The following is a 16,218-nucleotide window of genomic DNA, read 5'->3' as shown; positions in this document are numbered from 1 at the left end:
AAAAAAGGTATGCCAGAAAAGGCACTGTGATTTTAGCTCCTATGGCCCATATATGAATAAGAGAAGACAGGTACTATCCTGTCTTTTTTTATTGCCCAATTTAACACGATTCCCATTATTGTACCTCACTTTGATTATCCTCGGAAATATATCTTCAAACAAGCGGATAAGAAAAATGGTGCTTTGGAAGTAGCAGATTCTACGCCTCGAAAGCGTTTTGGATGGATTCGCTTAGGGCTAAACCTAACTTTCTGCAGTAGGCGGCGAAATTAGGGCAAAAAGAAAGTAGAGAGTGCTATACTGTCTGCTTTTTGTTGCCTATAGTGTAGTCCCTTGCTGATTTTACTGGTCTTTCCGAGCACATCAACATATCTGGTACATTATCATGTTTTTACGTTTTACCACCAAACCTTTTACTATGCAATCTTTCACAACCCTATTTGAAGCTATCATCGCCGCAGAACAATCATTAAATTCCGAAGTGGCACTTGTAGAAGCCAATGGCAACAGAGTCGTGTTTTCCAGCAAAGTAACGCAGGACGATAAATATTCTTGTATAATCAACGATGGATATGAGAGGCATATTGAAGGTGGTTGTGTACGGATGTCGAAGAGAGTACCTGATAAATATAAATAGCTGTCAGAGAATCTTAGGGAAGTATACACAAATGGATTTACGAATGAAGCTTTCTTTCACTCCAAACGATTAATGATGACAAAACATTTTTTCCAAATCAATCATAAATTTGAGTCTTCACCTTTATTCTACATATTCGTCCTTATATATCTCTTGCTTACGTTTGTCATACCTATAATAACGTATTTGTAGGGAATTATTATGAAGGCTGAACTCTTTGATCAGGTATCTTTAGAGGAGTAGGGTTTCCTGGATAAATTACACAAAATAATGGATGAAATCATCCAGGAGGGTTCATCTTGAATAACCTGTTGCATCCTCCCGCCGAAATCTAATCCAGGGACAAAAGCTGTCCGGTCGGGTGGCTCGCTTCGGTAGATGCTGGAAATTTATTCTCCTTTTTATTATTACTCTTATGCTTTGGATCATTTACAATGTTGTCATGATCCGTAGTCGCATATTCGATCCTTACCCTTTTATTAAAAAGGGTATGCCGGAAAAGCGATAATGATCTTTAGTTGTTATGGCCGATATATAGATAAGAGAAGGCAGGTGTATCCCCTGCCTTTTTCTTATAATCTGAAATGTCAACGCTACCTACCTTGTAAATTATTATTCTATCGGTCCCATCATTAGTTCGCAATTTTTGATAGACAGGAGTTCGACCACAAATCACTTGCCCAAGGCAGCTATTATAGCAAATTCAATAGCGACCTTTGTATCAGCTGCATAAGCTGAGGCTACATTATCTTTCGTTTGACTTAAATATAGATACCGTGTTCCGTTGGCTTGTAACATAATGTCATCTGGGTAGTATACGGAAACAACAGCTTGACCAGCGACAGAAGATAATTAAAGAATAAGCCCGGAAATATAAGTATTTCCGGGCTTCCATATGCTTTTCAAGCATAATATAGGGCTAGCACAATTATTACTCTTCCTCGTCTATTTTCTGTTCAGCTTTCCAATTTATATTGTTTTCAGCGATTTTAGTAAGCTCATTATCTGTTTGCTTTTCTTCGTTCAGCGTTTGTTGTAAAAGATCAGCAACATTAAATTGCCCCATCGTTTTTGCGAGTTGAATCAGTCCACCATAGGTGGCAATCTCATAATGCTCCACCTTCTGAGCCGCCATGATAATGCCTACATCCCTGGTCATACTGCCTTTTTCTGTTTCCTCGATTATCGATTCTCCCTCCTTGATCAACCCTTCCATCGCTTCACACTTCTTTGCCTGAATTTTTTTGCCTAATAAGCCAAACACCTCTTCCAATCGGTTTACCTGCTGCTTTGTTTGCATCAGATGTTCATCTATCGCGGCTTGTAGTTCGTCTGTAGTAGCAGCCTTTTTCATCTTGGGCAATGTTTTCGTCAATTGCTTTTCCGCCCAGTAAATATCTTTCAGGGCATCGTAAAAATACTTTTCAAGCTGGCTGTTTCCATGGACTATAAGCTCTTTCTTTCGTTGTTGCTTCACTCTTCCTGTTTGTGTTTTTGTTGGCATTAGATTATTGATTTATTAAGTGATTTAGATTCTCAGCATAGAGCCTGTTATCTCTGTGAGCATTATGCTTTATATTAGCCGATAACAATGAATATTAGATAAAGGTTGCAATCTGTTATGTGAAAGTATGCCGAGTTTTCGAGCACTTTGTTTCCGTTACAAGCAACTTATAAGGAATGAGCTGCACTATTCCCGGTTAATAGTGTAAATCTCTTTTCCGATGTCTTTATAATAGTACAGGCTTCATGGGAAACGCCGGCCAACCAGCTCTATTGAATATCTAACGTCTAATGGTATATCTTGCTTCAACATTTGCGTAGTGTTTCGATACCTATTGCTAGATGGCAGATTCGTCCGACTAGGTTTATCTGTATTATAAACGAGCTATAGCTTGGGAAAAACAGATGAAGAATCGAGTCTATTTTGCAAATGATTGCTCACTCTTATAAATATTCATAAATATCCATATATCATTCATGCGCAGAATTCACTCTTTACTATTTTTTAAATCAAGAGCTCTTTGGGCATCTGCTATGATAGCTCGTAATTCATCTTCATCCAGATCTCTGTTAATATCGTTTGTTGAAGTAGTGTCCTGAGCGACCTTGTCATTAGCAGCTTTCTTCGCTTTACGCTTATAATAACCTTTAAGGAAATAATTGCCCTGCAAGGCCTTCATGTTTTCACTAAAGCCATCTGCTGCTTCGTTAACAGTTAACATTACGGTATTCGCTGTACTTACTGTTCTCTCAAGTCTTTTCGACAGAGATATACCGAAAAGAAAGCGGGATGGCTAAATCCGGCCCGCTTTCCAACATATTTTAGAAGGGGCTTATTCATTTTATCGGTGTTTTAGTCATTATCAACATATCTGATACACTATCCTTGCAATATTGTCTCTGCCTTAACAACAAATAGATTACCTTTAGTAGGACTCGAATACAGCAATCCTTTCTTCTGGTTTCTGCTCTTTATTGACCTCAATATAAGTGGCTTCTTTTAAAATCAATTTCTGCATTCAATTATTAATTCAAAAATTGGTTTTATGATAGTTCTTCTTTTTTTCGTAGGGATATGGTATTTTTCTTTATTCTCTCAGACGTTTTTCCAGCATCGGTATGCTGCCCATCATGCATTTACCATGAGTAAATTCTGGGAACGGTTTTTCTTTATATTCGCCTACATAACGCAGGGGTCGTCTTATATGAGCGCACGCGCCTATGCTATAATGCATCGCATGCATCATGCGTATACTGATACAGCAAAAGATCCCCACTCTCCCAATTTTTCTTCCAACCTGTTTAGCATGATGTGGCGGACAAAAAAAATATACGCCAGCATTTTAAATGGTAAAATGGCCATAGAAGAGCGTTTTGCTAAAAATCTGCCGGAATGGCCACGATTCGACAAGTGGGCTAATTCAAAAGTATCAAAATTACTATGGAGCCTTGGTTACATTTTGTTTTTTATCTTGTTTGCATCATCTCCGTGGTTATACCTGCTGTTGCCGCTTGTCATTCTGATGGGGCCCTTTCATGGAGCCATCATCAACTGGTTTGCTCATAAATATGGGTATAAGAATTTCAGACTGAGCAATACCTCCCATAACCTGCTTTTCGTTGACATCTTGATGCTGGGAGAGTCGTACCACAATAATCATCACAAACATCCTTCCGCTATCAATTTTGGTAACCGTTGGCATGAAATTGACCCTGTTTATCCCGTCATACTCTTATTGCGGTGGTTGAAAATTATAAGGATTGCAAAGCCGGCATTGCTAAGAATAGCCTAACGACTGATAAACGCCTTGTTGTAAAGCAAGATAGCTAACATAGTTTCAAGGCAAAAAGTTATGGGTAAAATTTAAGAAGATTAGCTTGGTCTTACAACACCTGTTTTAGATGCTAAACAAGCCGTCTACAAGGCTTGCAATGATGCCAGCACTTCCTATCAAACATATATCGGGGCCAGGAGCGCCGCACGCTTGGCCGAAACTGCCATGAACTTCGCACAAAAACGATTTGAAAAAGGTTTGATCCCCGCCATAGAACTCTTAACCACACAGAATATTTTGTTTCAAGCCACTACGGACGAAGCTGCTTCCCACTATGATCTTATCTTTAAACGGGCTGCTGTAGAGTATTACAGAAACGGGCTATGGTTTAAAGATTAGCGCTGCCACCTTGATTGCTAATTGAGCGGATGTTAAACTTCCATAGGATCTAATAAAATAGCACTGGAAAGTAATTTTGGAGTGACTTATCCCCCTAAGAGCGAGGACAACATAACAGCAATAAAGCAATGGTTGAGTTTCCCCCAAAACTGTAGGTAGGGAGAAGCTATTTTCATTAACTCAACCGTTGTATAATATTTTTAGGAAGGTACACAGGCGTGATTTTACGCCTCAAATGCAGCATAAAAACCGTTGCTAACCCCTTGAAACGGCAATAATTCAACTACAACAGCGTTTACATAGGTACAAAACATCTTGCTTCTTGCACTTCTATTGACTCTTTTACTACAGTGATTTTCAAGCCTAACCGGAAATATCAGCTTTATGCCCGGACAAGAACGCAAACAATACAGCAGCCAGCAAATATCATCATTACTTGCCCGAAGGTTCGTGCGGGATTATGAAGACATGCTTACTGCCTATACACCAACAGAGCAGTTGGAGCTTACCAATCACCTCCTGATGATGCTGGAACAATTAAACCGCTACAGCCAGCAAAGGGAGGAAAAGTATTACCAGGCATACTATGCTAAAGAGGATGCCCTGCTCCAAAAATACGGCAGCCGGTTTCAGGCTTACCACAGTAAACGCTTTTACCAGTACTTTTATCTTGACCTGCTGCTGGCGGAAACAGACATTTATACGGATGAAGAATACAATGGCCTGGAGGAGCAATCTGTAACTCCGGAGCAGATGCAAGCAGTAGTGACCATGTGTAATAATGTGCTGTACTGGCACAGGACCAACCTTTACCTGCAGGACGCCGGTAAAGAGCCGCAGGAAATAGTACAGAATGAGGCTGCCAATGGACTGACAGCAGAAGCAACAGATAAGGAGGCCACCAAATCAAGGCAACTACTGGCCATTTACTACCTGCTCAAAGCCTTAGGCATTGAGGCAAGAAACAATGGTTCTGTGAGCAGCGTTGCCCGTTGGGCTCACTTACTTACCGGCACAAAGTTCACCACCATACAGAACTCTGATATTTACAAAAAGTACCTGCGGATGCCGAATTACAAAACGGACGTTCCACTTATCGAAGATCTCAAATTCATCCGGCCTTATTTTGTGGACCTGGGCATAGAAGGTGCCGTAGGGCTGATAGATGAAGAACTGGCCAGGGCTATAAAGGAACTGCCCTACGGTCTGCGCAAAAAGTACAAAGACAATACCGGAGGATAATCATACCGTCTGCAAGTTAGACAACACCTGGGCGTGTTTCTTCCCCGTGCTATTCGATCATTCCTATTCTGAATCACGACTTCAGGTCTGCGCCTTTATGGCAAGGCCAGTACCCCATACCTCTTTAACCACGCTTCTATCTCCGTGTCATGAGCTGTCTTATTTTGCGATAATGCAAAATATAGGTACCCCTATAGGAATACCCTACCTAGTTGATACGGCTTTTCTTTATAGCCTGATTGTATCAGGCAGAGGCATGCAGAAAAGAGAGGATGCAAAGCTGCCACCGAAATAAATTCCGGAAGCCTGCGGTACAGGCAAGAAACAGGCCGCTTACATCCTACTATTCAACTGCTTTAGCCCTTATTATGTAACAATAAAACAAACAGAGCTTATGATGTGATTATTGTAAAGTACATAGGAATTGGAGGATGAACAACATGGATCGTGGGCTATCAATTTTATCAAATATAATTTTAAACATTTGATAATCAATATATTGTATTTTTGCAGAAGACCTCAAACGGTGAAAAAGGACCACAGGGTTTATACTATCGGTTGAGGTCGGTTACAAAGGTAGCAGACCGCTTCGGTGTATCAGAAACGAAACCATTTGTCATTGCTTGTTACTTGCTGCTTTTACAAATATCACATTGACCCGTAGTTGGCTTTCAAATTAAAAACACAATAGAATAACCTTTTCATTTCTTAATAATAGTAACTGTTATGGCAAAGGAACAAGCTGGAGGAGCAAGAATAGACCTATCGCTGAAGAGAAAGGAAGACCTGACGGTAAGCGACCTAAAAGGCCTGCCCTGGTTCAAGGATCATAATGATGAAGCGTTGGCTGCCATTATAGAGGCCGCAAAATGTTTTACAAGAGCTATTCTTTATCTGCATACCAGGACGGGAATGCTGCAATACAACAAAAAGGCAATCGACCTAATTATAACCCCTAAAAAGAAAGCTGCATGAGCACTGCATTGAAGCAATCTGATAACCTGCTGGTGTTTTCCCCATTTGCAAAAGGAGAGCAGAAACGTCAGGCATCAAAAGGTAACTGCGTGATCTATACCCGTGTCTCGAGTAAAGAGCAGACTAAGGGCATGAGTCTGGAAACACAGCGAAAAGACTGTGAGCATTACGCTATCAAAAATAGCATACCAATTCTGGGACATTTCGGCGGTACTTATGAAAGTGCGAAAACCGATGAGCGCAAAGAGTTTAACCGTATGCTGACCTTTGTGAAAAGGAGCAAAGAGAAAATCTCTATTATCATTGTCTATAGTGTGGACAGATTCAGCCGGTCTGGCGCCAATGCGATCTATATTGCAGACCAGTTGAAGAAGCAGGGCATTGCCGTCTTTGCAGTCACACAGCCTACCGATACGACAACACCCAGCGGAAGGTTCCACCAAAACATACAATTTATCTTCTCCGAATATGACAATCAGCTTCGCAGGGAGAAATGTATGGCAGGGGTCAAGGAAAAGCTGCTGGCCGGTATCTGGTGTACTACCGTTCCAGTAGGTTACGATATTGTTCGCACTGAAGGGAAGCCAAAGCAGATCATCCTGAATGCAAAAGGCAAACTGATCCGTTATGCTTTTGAATGGAAGGCATCAGGGATGTCAAGTGAAGATGTACGCAAGAAGCTGGCGGAAATGGGGCTTAAGCTAAGCAACCAGCGTTTGTCCGATCTGCTTCGTAACCCTTTTTATTGCGGCCTGATCGTCCATAAGGCGCTGGAAGGCCAAGTACTGGAAGGCATCCAGGAGCGGGCAGTATCCAGGGAGCTGTTCCTGGAGGTAAATCAGATCATGGCAGGAAGCCATAAGTCCGGGTATTCAGTTCTTCCGGAAAATAATAAGGCCCCTTTAAAACGCTTCCTGAAATGCGACCAATGCGGTAGGTTTCTGCGTGCTTACAAGGCATGGAAAAACCAGAAGTACTATTATAAGTGCAATACGCCGGGTTGCTGTTGCAACAAACGTGCCGACGAACTTCATGATATCTTCAGGGCTGTTCTTAGTGGCTATGTGCTGGGCGTAGAGGACGAAGGAATGCGTTATGTCATCAAACAGCAAATGATCATTACCTATAAAGAACGGGAATCGAACACCTTTTAAAATTAAAAGCGGCTCTATTTAGAGTCGCTTTTCTGATTCCTCTTGGATGTTAATCGATTAAAAATTACTCGAAAAGGTTAGTCTTTAAAAAAGCCTTTTACCATATCTGAATCAACTTGTTTCCCTTGATCTTCTAAATTTTTCATGGCTGATGTCAGCGTGTCTATGTCATTCAAGAAACCTTCCAAAAGTCCTTTAGCGGCTTTTGTCCTAATTAATGCTTTTGTCCTTAGATTCAATGCCATTTCTGTAGTAATAATATATTTTGGACTAATAAATTTCCCGTTTTCTATACCTACATAAAGACTTTTATTCTTATTATCGTTGAGCATATTTGCATTTTCTTTGTCAACTTTTTCGCTTTCTTCAAAAAATTGTTTCACCCGTTCCTGTGCACTTCCTTCTTGACTAGTACTGAGCATTAATAGCAATGCGGCTTTTTCAAACACTATAGAGCTTTTTGATTTAGCCTGGTGAAATTTAAACTCTTTATTCAAAGCTTTGGCGTCCACCTTTCTCCCGATCTTTAAATCAAATATTAATTGTAGCAAAAGATTACTCTTTCCGACTTCTTCTATCCCTAATTGATAAAGGGTATAGGCTCTTGCAAATCGTTTATTATTAATTAGAATATCAGCTTCCTCAATCATTTCTTCAGCATTCTCAATTGTAATTTTACAACCTCTTTTCAACTCTTCAAGATCAATGTTTTCTAGTCTAATTGTCGATTTTGATGTCATATTTGGAGTTTAAGTCAAATGAGTGGTGTTTATTTAGTCAATCAATATACAAGCTAAATTATTAATTCAACTTATACCATATCATCCTGGATTCCTAATGTACCTTTGAAATTTAAACCTAATTAATTTGTGCCGAAATCAGGTGGCCAAATTAGACGAAACTCCCAAATAGGCACTGTTTCTGAGTAATTCAAACAAATATATTAACCCTTATCGGTTTTCAACATAGCGTCGATTATAGGACCGAATTTATTGTCAATATCATATTCCTTAGCTTTTTGATAGTAGCTACCCGGCTCTTTATCCATCTTAAGGGCCACATCCCAATAATCAGGATGTATCTTACGATTTAGGGAAATTTCAGCGACCTGTCCATCAATGGTAACTCTTACATAGAGCGGAGCTCTGCCATCTTTTGTTGCTTTGGCCTTGAAAAGCCAGAATAAAAGCGAAAGCTACTTTTCATCTTCTAAGTATTTTAAGTTATCAAATACATTCCTGCTCTTGCCGGAACGACACTTGAAGTCCTTAAAACTCACGCCACACAAGCTTTAATAGAAATCGGTTACCCAATTTAGGTAACTAGCATGGTAACCGAAAGGGTCACCATAATCGTTGAATTTCTTTGAATTCCTTTGAACTGCTTATTTGGAGAAAACGTTGATGAAAAGCGTTTTAAACAGAAAAAGCGCACCTATGTGCGCTTTTCAGTTGATTTCTGTGATTCCGCTGGGACTCGAACCCAGGGCCCATACATTAAAAGTGTATTGCTCTACCAACTGAGCTACGAAATCGACCGTTACTCGTTCGTTGAACGGAGTGCAAAAGTAAGGAATTGTTTTTATTTTCAAAAAAACCGTCCCTTTTTCTTCAGATATTTTTAGCAGCCATACAAAACCGACCGCTTCCGCATTTCCTATATTTGTCCCTGTAAATACAAGCCGCCTGCACCTTCATGAAATATTGCTGCCTCTTACTGATCATTACAGGCTTCGCGCTGACCGGCCGGGCACAGCATTTCAATTACCGGAAAGACTACGAAACCATACTCCGGCGCAGCAGGGATACAGCCGATGCGGCTTATTACCCCCGCCTGCTTTCCCGTTTTCTTAAAGGCGACAGCACAGTCACCGTAGCCCAGATGTTGCACCTGATGATCGGCTATACAGGCCGGCAGCCTTTTACCCCCTATGAGGACCTGGCCACGGAAAAGCGGATCTATGAATACAATAACAAGACCCAGCATGAGGAAGCGATAAAGCTCTGTGATTCCTTCCTGCAGTTGCGCCCGCTCAACCAGCAGGCCATTATTGAAAAGGCCTATGCTTTTCACAAACTGAACCGGCAAGACAGCTCAACCTGGTACAAAGCACAGTTCGGGCGCCTTATGGCGGCTATGGACTGGAGCGCCGACGGCCGTACGCCCGACCATGCCATGTTTGCCATAGGGCCGAAAGACGGTCAGAATTTTATCGATAAATACTACCATGCCGACCTGGGTCGTTCCGGATCCGCGGAAGACAGCGAGGGCAATTTTTGTGATATGCTGGAAATGAAATTCAGGAAAGAGGGAAAGCAGCAATCGGTTATCCTTTACTTTGCCATACAGCACGCAGTCAATACCACAGCCCCGTCCCGCGGAGGCGCCAATGCTCTTAAAAAAGAAAAGCGATGAAGGAGCTTATCCACCAGTTTTTTGACGACTATGCCCGGCGGTTCAACGAAGCCCTCGCCAGCGATGCGCCCGATGTTGAGGGTACTGCCGCCTGCTTTGCCCCCTGTTTCGTGGAGGCCGGACCCAAAGGTGTTCAATGCGGCAGGAACAATGCCCAGTTCCGTGAAATGATCCCCAGGGGTTATGCCTTTTACCGGAGCATCGGCACTTTGTCCATGAAGATCGGTTCCCGGATCATTACACCGCTGGACGAGCAGCATGCTATGGTCAAGATCCACTGGCAAAGCCTCTACCGGAAAAAAGAAGGTAACAGGGTCGAGATCGGTTTCGACGTGCATTACTTTGTGCAGGTAATGGGAGACACGGTCAGCATCTTTGCCTATGTTACCGGCGATGAGCAAAAGCTGCTGCAGGAAAAGGGCTTGATCCCATACCAGTAGCGACCTCATGCCGCGCAGCCGGGCTTAAAGCCGGCGTTCTTCCTCCCGTATGGGCAGATCGTTAATGCTGGCGAAGCGTTTCTGCATCAGCCCGTGCCCGTCAAACTCCCAGTTCTCATTGCCATAAGCCCTGAACCACTGCCCACCGGCATCATGGTACTCGTATTCAAAGCGCACGGCAATGCGGTTGTCCGTAAAAGCCCAGAGCTCTTTCTTCAGTTTATAGTCCAGCTCCTTCTCCCATTTGGCTTTCAGGAAAGCCACGATCTCCTCCCGTCCCCTGAGGAAAGTGGAACGGTTGCGCCACTCGCTGTCGGGCGTATAGGCCAGGCTTACTTTTGCGGGATCTTTTGTATTCCAGGCATCTTCAGCCAGCTGTACTTTCAGCGTAGCGGTTTCCAGGGTGAAAGGCGGTAACGGTGGTTTCTGTTCCATAAGACGATCGATCATTCCGCACAAAATTACTACCGCCGTTCTGAACCGGCATGGTAAGGATACATCGATCTGTGGTATTTTTTACAGGTGGCCAAGCAGGCCGGTCTCACTGCCCGTCCTTTTTCATTACAGTGAAATACAGCGCAATTCGCTGTTAATTGCTGAGCTCTCGGAAAAGGTTCTGCAGCTCGGCATAGCCTTGGGGACGTATCTTCCGGAACCGGAACTGGCCTTTGCCGTTATATACCTGCTTCAGGTAGGTATAGCCGGGCCCGTTCAGAATGGCCCTGACCTTCTCCGGATTGACATTGAGACAAAGGTGATAGCCCACCATCTGTAACGCGGCAAACAGCTGCGGTTCTGCTGCAACATGGTCACGGTGTACCAGGTAGATCGTATCTTTTTGATCCACGAGGGTCTCCATCTGGACGGCATAGCTCCGGAGATAGCCTGAAAGCTCTTTAAAGGCAGGCAGAAGCGGCTGATGATAATAGCTGGACAACAACGATTTTTTTTGCAAACTTATAAGATAACCACAACCACAGGAACAGCCAACATCATTATGTATTCCGGCATGGAACAGGCTGTTGCCGTGCTACAGCCATAGACACTTCAGGCGTTCATCGATACTATTCCGGGAAGAGCAGTTTACTTAAACGCAAAAAAACACCGTTGGTGTCAGCTGCCTTGCCCGTCGAACAGGGACAGCATATGTGTCATCGTTTCGCTACTATGCAGGGTTTCCGTCTGCATCAGGGTCATGCGCGCCGCCACACCTGCCCGGTTGCGCATCTCCTGCTCATAAGCCGGCTCCTTAAATCGTTCTTGTCTTACACGATTACGGATGCAGGACCTATTCGCAGCTGGCGTGGAAAAGCGAGCCCTCAGTAAGGATGAAGCTGCCCTTCACCGGCGCTCCCGGCTGCAGCTTCCGGAAAGGATAGACAATATTCATCCGGTTGAAGTCATCCGCTTCTCTATCATATTCCTCTCCTTCCCTGTAGTTCAGCGTGCTGATATAGGCTCCTTTTTCTCTATGATAGGTAAAATTCAATTTGTCCTGCGCTACATCGGGCGCTTCCTTGTAGCGCGGGTTGAAGAATATCGTGTCCGGGTCGGGATTCGCATGGCTCAGCTCATCGAGGAACTTCCGTTCCTCTCCTTCCTCAAAAGGCGACGGAACGTCCATGTCGTCTTCCGAAAAAGCCAGCGCTTTACCGTTCCATCGCGCCACAAAAGACTCATATTCCCCACCCGGCTTATGATAGACGGCAATAAAATCGTTATATCCATCTGGGTTCGAAAAGGGATACAGCTGCCGGGCCTCTGCGCTATCCTCATCCCGGTAAGGCTTGTTGGCAAAAACAAAGTTCTTCTTCTTTCCCTGAAAACGGTGCACGTAAGGGTAGCCGAAGCAATTGGGTTCGGGATTGAATACCCGCTGCAGCAAAGGCTGGCCTGCGCCTTTACCTCCAGTGCCGATAAAGGTTTCCTCTTCGGCAAACTGCTGGAAACAGATACGGGTGCTGTCTTTGATATCGGGATTGTGCCGGCCGTAGAGCTGGAAACGGGAAGAGGGCATATGAGGCCTGAAGATGACCAGGCCTTGTTCTGACAAGGTCCAGGTGCCCAGCTGCGCACCGCCGAAGAAAACGATCACATAACGATTGTCTTTTAGCATATACAGGTAGCTGGCCCCCTGCGGATCGCCTTTGACGCTACGGTTATATTTGCCGTAAATGCCGGTTGCATCCTGTGCAGAGATGCCAGGCGCGATCAGAATACACAACAGCAGGGTACAGATCAGTTTCAAGCTCAGTAGCAGCTTCATCATAGCACGGATAAACCGGCGTAAAGATAAAGCAACACACGGGAAACAGCACCAGAAATGAATATCCGCAGCTGCCCGGACCTGATGTGCCCGCTGGCGTCGCTCATCTGCTTTACCCTTATGGCTTTTCGGCAACCTTACATTCCGTACCTTAGCGCTTTACCGGAACCATAGCGCCATGACCGATACACCACATTTCCTGCATCGCATCTTCAGTCCCGACCGGTTCAGCAGGGAGCAATTGCAGCAGATCCTTCCGCAATATACCAGGGTAACTTTCAGCAAGCACGACTATCTGCTGAAAGAGGGCCGCACGGCGCAGCATTATTGGTTTGTTGAGCATGGCTTTGTCCGCTCTTATGCTGTCGATACCGGGGGCAATGACATCAGCACCAACTTTTATACCACAGGCAATATCGTCATCGACTGGCCTTCCTTCTTTTTGCGCCATCCTACCCGCGAAAACATACAGGCGCTTACCGACTGCAGCTGCTGGCAGATCGGCTACGAGCGTTTTCAGCAATTGTTCCACAGCATCGAGCCTTACCGGGAGCAGGGCCGCACCACCCTCGTGGGCAGCTATTTCGAGCTCAAGAACCGCAGCATTTCTATGATCACCGATCCCGCCCGGGACCGTTACAGGAAGCTGCTTGAGGAGAAGCCGCACATCCTGCAGAATGTTTCGCTGAAGCAGATCGCCACCTACCTGGGCATTACCGATACCTCCCTGAGCCGGATCAGGAAAGAGCTGGCCAAAGAATAAAAGGGCCCCTCCGGATTCTTGTCCTATGACAAGAGCTTCCTTAATGACCCCTGCTAATTTTGTGCTTATCATTCACACAAAAAAGGATTATTATGGAAAAGCTACAGGATTTTATGATGCTCTTCCGGCTACAGCCGGACCTCAGCTATCAGCCTACTGCCGACGAGCTTGCAGCCCAGAAGCAGCAATGGGGCGCATGGATAGGCGGTATCGCGGCGGCAGGAAAGCTGGTCGGGACCACACAATTGGGCTTTAGCGGCAAGCAGTTGTCGGCAGACAATACGGTGCTCGAAGGGCTGCACCTTGCCGGACAAACGGCGGTAGGCGGTACGCTTACCGTTAAGGCCACCAGCCTGGACGAGGCGTTGCAGCTGGCCCGGGGTTGCCCTATTCTCTATATGGGCGGCAGCGTGGAGATCAGAGATACCATTCCTCATTCTTTTTGATCCCGGCGCCGATGAAGACTATATTCGATCCCGGGACTAGAGCAGCGCTCATTGACAGGATACAGCGCCTGGGCGGGGAGCAGCAGGCGCAATGGGGTAAGATGACGGCTTACCAGATGCTGAAGCATTGCCAGAAAAACGAAGAGCTGTTCCTGGGCCGGAAGCAGTACAAGCGATTGCTGATCGGCAGGTTGTTTGGCCGTATGGCTCTGAAGAGCATACTCGCAGATGAGCGGCCGATGAAGCATAACCAGCCGACACATCCCGAGTTCCGGATCAAAGGAACAGGTGATATCGCTATGGAAAAGGAACGCTGGATCGCGCTGCTGGAAGCCTATTCCGCTTATACCCGGCCCGGGCTGATCCATCCTTTTTTCGGTCCCATGACACGGGAGCAGATCGGCCATTTTGTTTATAAGCATACCGATCATCACCTGCGGCAGTTCAACCTGTAGTCGCGGGGCCGGCATCCTTGTTTCTCTTTCTGTATCCACTATGCTACCGATAATGTTTACCATAGTCATGCTGGCCGCGCTTGCATTACTGTACCTGGGTACGGGCCGGGACAAGCGGCTTTTGATCGTCTCCGTGCTCTGGGCGACGGCTATCGGCCTGCTGGCCCGGGCCGGTTTCTTTGAAGCGGTGCAGGCAACGCCGCCGCATATGCTGCTGGCCGTGCCGCCACCGGTAATCCTGCTGATCTGGTATAGCATAAAGATTCCGGCGGTTCGCATACAGCCGGGCTGGCTGCTGGCGGTGCATACCCTGCGGCTGCCGGTGGAGCTTATCCTGTACCAGCTGTACCTGCAAAAGAAAGTACCCGTCATCATGACCTTTAAAGGCTGGAACTTTGATATCCTTGTCGGCCTCTCCGCCATTCTGCTGTTACTGGCTGGTATTACCCGGCGGAAGCGCCGCAGTGTGGCAATAGTCTTCCGTGCCTGGAATATTGCCGGTCTGGTGTTCCTGGCGATCATCGTCAGCATAGCAGTCCTGTCGGCCCCGCTGCCGCTGCAGCGGCTCGCCTTCGATCAGCCCAATGTCGCCCTGCTTTCTTTTCCCTATACCTGGCTGCCCGCGGTGGTCGTGCCTGCCGTACTGCTTGCGCATCTGCTCTGCTTAAAGAAAAGCACTGTAGCCTGAAAGCCGGATGGGAAACCCGATGGCAAGAGAGGCTGTCTACAATTGTTCATTCTGTTACATGAACGTTTAGGAATTTTTGCCGGGCTTCGACTACGCTCTGCCTTACAAAAATTCCTAAACGTTGCGCTTGGCAAACCCGTCACGGTAAAACAATTGGAACCACGAACAAGCAGTCGTGCCAACCAGGTGCTTTATAACGGACAGTCACCCTGAATGCAGAAGGGGGAAAGCCGGATCTGCTCCGGACTTTCTTCCCTCTCCTTACTACATTGCCTCAGAGATGATCAGGCATTAAGTCCGCCGTCGATAGTGACCGCAGTGCCGGTGATGAAACGGGCCTCATCACTGGCCAGGAAAGCAACCAGGCCGGCCACATCATCGCCCGTACCATATTCCGAAAGCGCCATACGGCTGCGGAGGAAGTCGGCCAGTTCCGTATCGGAGGGATTCATATCGGTATTGATCGGTCCCGGCTGCACCAGGTTGACGGTGATATCCCTGCTCCCCAGGTCGCGGGCCAGGCCCCGGGTAAAGCCGGTAAGCGCAGCTTTACTCATGGTGTACAGGGTGGTTTGAGGACCCAGCGCATTATCGGCCATATTGCTTCCGATAGTGATGATCCGCCCGCCTGCCGGCATCTGTGGTGCAGCAGCCAGCGCTGCAGCATACACTGCACGCACATTAACGCCCATCAGCTGCTCGTAGTCGTCGAGCGTATGTTCGCCGAAGGCACGGCCGATATAAATACCGGCATTGCTGACCAGGATATCGATGGGGCCTTCCAGGTCAATGGTGCCGGCAATAGCCGCTGTAAGGGCCGCAGGATCGCCGCTATCAGCTTGTACTGCCCGGGCATAGCCGCCTTGCGCATTGATCTCAACCGCTACCGCTTCGGCCTGCGCTGCAGATTTGGAATAGGTCAGCACAACCTTCGCTCCTTCTGCTGCCAGCCTCTTGCTGATTGCTACTCCCATTCCACGGCCACCGCCGGTAACAAAGGCGGTCTTGCTTTCAAATCGTTTCATATACTTTTCAGAATTTGGCTCAAAAGTAGCAGCAA

Annotated in this window: 19 protein-coding genes, 1 tRNA gene and 2 pseudogenes; 13 read left to right on the top strand and 9 right to left on the bottom strand. The window is 46.0% G+C overall.

Translation table 11 applies throughout. The features are described 5' to 3' along the window. Positions 1-418 precede the first annotated feature (418 nt). Together DZC79_RS05345 and DZC79_RS21815 are read left to right on the top strand one after the other, a co-directional pair. Entirely contained in the window at positions 419-637 is a 219-nt protein-coding gene (locus DZC79_RS05345) for a hypothetical protein (protein ID WP_118950506.1), read from the top strand. 361 nt (positions 638-998) lie between these two features. Continuing rightward, the gene (locus DZC79_RS21815) at positions 999-1,145 is read left to right on the top strand and encodes a DUF1003 domain-containing protein (protein ID WP_394342485.1); all 147 of its coding nucleotides are present in this window, start codon (positions 999-1,001) and stop codon (positions 1,143-1,145) included. Between the two features lie 423 nt (positions 1,146-1,568). Here the strand turns inward: DZC79_RS21815 and DZC79_RS05335 are convergent, their stop codons facing one another. Both DZC79_RS05335 and DZC79_RS05330 read right to left on the bottom strand, forming a co-directional pair. Further along, complete coding sequence (locus DZC79_RS05335; RefSeq protein WP_118950504.1) at positions 1,569-2,141, bottom strand: YciE/YciF ferroxidase family protein; 573 nt, start codon at positions 2,139-2,141, stop codon at positions 1,569-1,571. A gap of 487 nt (positions 2,142-2,628) precedes the next feature. Continuing rightward, on the bottom strand, positions 2,629-2,862 hold the full coding sequence (locus DZC79_RS05330; protein ID WP_118950503.1) for a hypothetical protein: 234 nt from the start codon (positions 2,860-2,862) through the stop codon (positions 2,629-2,631). A gap of 324 nt (positions 2,863-3,186) precedes the next feature. Here DZC79_RS05330 and DZC79_RS05325 point away from each other — a divergent pair, with 324 nt between their 5' ends. The 5 genes and pseudogenes from DZC79_RS05325 to DZC79_RS05305 all read left to right on the top strand — a co-directional run bounded on the left by DZC79_RS05325 (position 3,187) and on the right by DZC79_RS05305 (position 7,685). Beyond that, positions 3,187-3,933: an acyl-CoA desaturase gene (locus tag DZC79_RS05325; RefSeq protein WP_118950502.1), complete on the top strand. Its 747-nt coding sequence runs from the start codon at positions 3,187-3,189 to the stop codon at positions 3,931-3,933. Between the two features lie 120 nt (positions 3,934-4,053). Continuing rightward, positions 4,054-4,314: pseudogene (locus tag DZC79_RS21810) on the top strand (TolC family protein); the annotation flags it as partial. 384 nt (positions 4,315-4,698) lie between these two features. Continuing rightward, the gene (locus tag DZC79_RS05315; RefSeq protein ID WP_157976940.1) at positions 4,699-5,556 is read left to right on the top strand and encodes a hypothetical protein; all 858 of its coding nucleotides are present in this window, start codon (positions 4,699-4,701) and stop codon (positions 5,554-5,556) included. A gap of 726 nt (positions 5,557-6,282) precedes the next feature. Next, entirely contained in the window at positions 6,283-6,531 is a 249-nt protein-coding gene (locus DZC79_RS05310; RefSeq protein WP_118950499.1) for a hypothetical protein, read from the top strand. After that, positions 6,528-7,685: a recombinase family protein gene (locus DZC79_RS05305; protein WP_118950498.1), complete on the top strand. Its 1,158-nt coding sequence runs from the start codon at positions 6,528-6,530 to the stop codon at positions 7,683-7,685. The genes DZC79_RS05310 and DZC79_RS05305 overlap by 4 nt, the downstream gene beginning before the upstream one ends. A 77-nt stretch (positions 7,686-7,762) precedes the next feature. On the opposite strand, the gene DZC79_RS05300 is transcribed toward DZC79_RS05305, so the two are convergent. The 3 genes and pseudogenes from DZC79_RS05300 to DZC79_RS05290 form a co-directional block, all read right to left on the bottom strand. Continuing rightward, entirely contained in the window at positions 7,763-8,425 is a 663-nt protein-coding gene (locus DZC79_RS05300) for an AbiV family abortive infection protein (RefSeq protein ID WP_118950497.1), read from the bottom strand. A 203-nt stretch (positions 8,426-8,628) separates the two neighbouring features. After that, a pseudogene (locus DZC79_RS21805) lies at positions 8,629-8,856 on the bottom strand (Arm DNA-binding domain-containing protein); the annotation flags it as partial. Between the two features lie 290 nt (positions 8,857-9,146). After that, positions 9,147-9,219, bottom strand: a tRNA-Lys gene (locus DZC79_RS05290). A 161-nt stretch (positions 9,220-9,380) separates the two neighbouring features. Here DZC79_RS05290 and DZC79_RS05285 point away from each other — a divergent pair. Further along, positions 9,381-10,100 carry a DUF4919 domain-containing protein gene (locus DZC79_RS05285; protein ID WP_118950496.1) on the top strand — a complete coding sequence of 240 codons (720 nt, stop codon included), beginning with the start codon at positions 9,381-9,383 and terminating at the stop codon, positions 10,098-10,100. Further along, entirely contained in the window at positions 10,097-10,540 is a 444-nt protein-coding gene (locus tag DZC79_RS05280) for a hypothetical protein (protein WP_118950495.1), read from the top strand. Before DZC79_RS05285 ends, DZC79_RS05280 begins: the two co-directional genes overlap by 4 nt. A 24-nt stretch (positions 10,541-10,564) precedes the next feature. On the opposite strand, the gene DZC79_RS05275 is transcribed toward DZC79_RS05280, so the two are convergent. From DZC79_RS05275 to DZC79_RS05265, 3 genes are all read right to left on the bottom strand, one after another. Beyond that, a complete protein-coding gene (locus DZC79_RS05275; protein ID WP_232831761.1) occupies positions 10,565-10,990 on the bottom strand; it encodes a nuclear transport factor 2 family protein in 426 nt (141 codons plus the stop codon). A gap of 139 nt (positions 10,991-11,129) precedes the next feature. Then, positions 11,130-11,495 carry a hypothetical protein gene (locus DZC79_RS05270; RefSeq protein WP_157976939.1) on the bottom strand — a complete coding sequence of 122 codons (366 nt, stop codon included), beginning with the start codon at positions 11,493-11,495 and terminating at the stop codon, positions 11,130-11,132. A 333-nt stretch (positions 11,496-11,828) separates the two neighbouring features. Continuing rightward, positions 11,829-12,809, bottom strand: coding sequence for a hypothetical protein (locus DZC79_RS05265; protein WP_118950492.1), 981 nt, complete (start codon positions 12,807-12,809; stop codon positions 11,829-11,831). Positions 12,810-12,984: 175 nt separating this feature from the next. On the opposite strand from DZC79_RS05265, the gene DZC79_RS05260 reads away from it, so the two are divergent. The 4 genes from DZC79_RS05260 (at position 12,985) to DZC79_RS05245 (ending at position 15,158) form a co-directional block, all read left to right on the top strand. Further along, complete coding sequence (locus tag DZC79_RS05260) at positions 12,985-13,569, top strand: Crp/Fnr family transcriptional regulator (RefSeq protein ID WP_118950491.1); 585 nt, start codon at positions 12,985-12,987, stop codon at positions 13,567-13,569. Positions 13,570-13,661: 92 nt separating this feature from the next. Then, a complete protein-coding gene (locus DZC79_RS05255; RefSeq protein ID WP_198666784.1) occupies positions 13,662-14,015 on the top strand; it encodes a YciI family protein in 354 nt (117 codons plus the stop codon). Between the two features lie 11 nt (positions 14,016-14,026). After that, the gene (locus DZC79_RS05250) at positions 14,027-14,470 is read left to right on the top strand and encodes a DUF1569 domain-containing protein (RefSeq protein WP_118950490.1); all 444 of its coding nucleotides are present in this window, start codon (positions 14,027-14,029) and stop codon (positions 14,468-14,470) included. A gap of 40 nt (positions 14,471-14,510) precedes the next feature. Next, entirely contained in the window at positions 14,511-15,158 is a 648-nt protein-coding gene (locus tag DZC79_RS05245; protein WP_157976938.1) for a hypothetical protein, read from the top strand. A gap of 284 nt (positions 15,159-15,442) precedes the next feature. Here the strand turns inward: DZC79_RS05245 and DZC79_RS05240 are convergent, their stop codons facing one another. Beyond that, a complete protein-coding gene (locus DZC79_RS05240; RefSeq protein ID WP_118950488.1) occupies positions 15,443-16,183 on the bottom strand; it encodes an SDR family NAD(P)-dependent oxidoreductase in 741 nt (246 codons plus the stop codon). Positions 16,184-16,218 lie beyond the last annotated feature (35 nt).

The organism is Taibaiella helva, assembly GCF_003545695.1.
Classification (GTDB): Bacteria; Bacteroidota; Bacteroidia; order Chitinophagales; family Chitinophagaceae; genus Taibaiella; species Taibaiella helva.
This window is presented reverse-complemented; position numbering and strand designations above follow the sequence as displayed.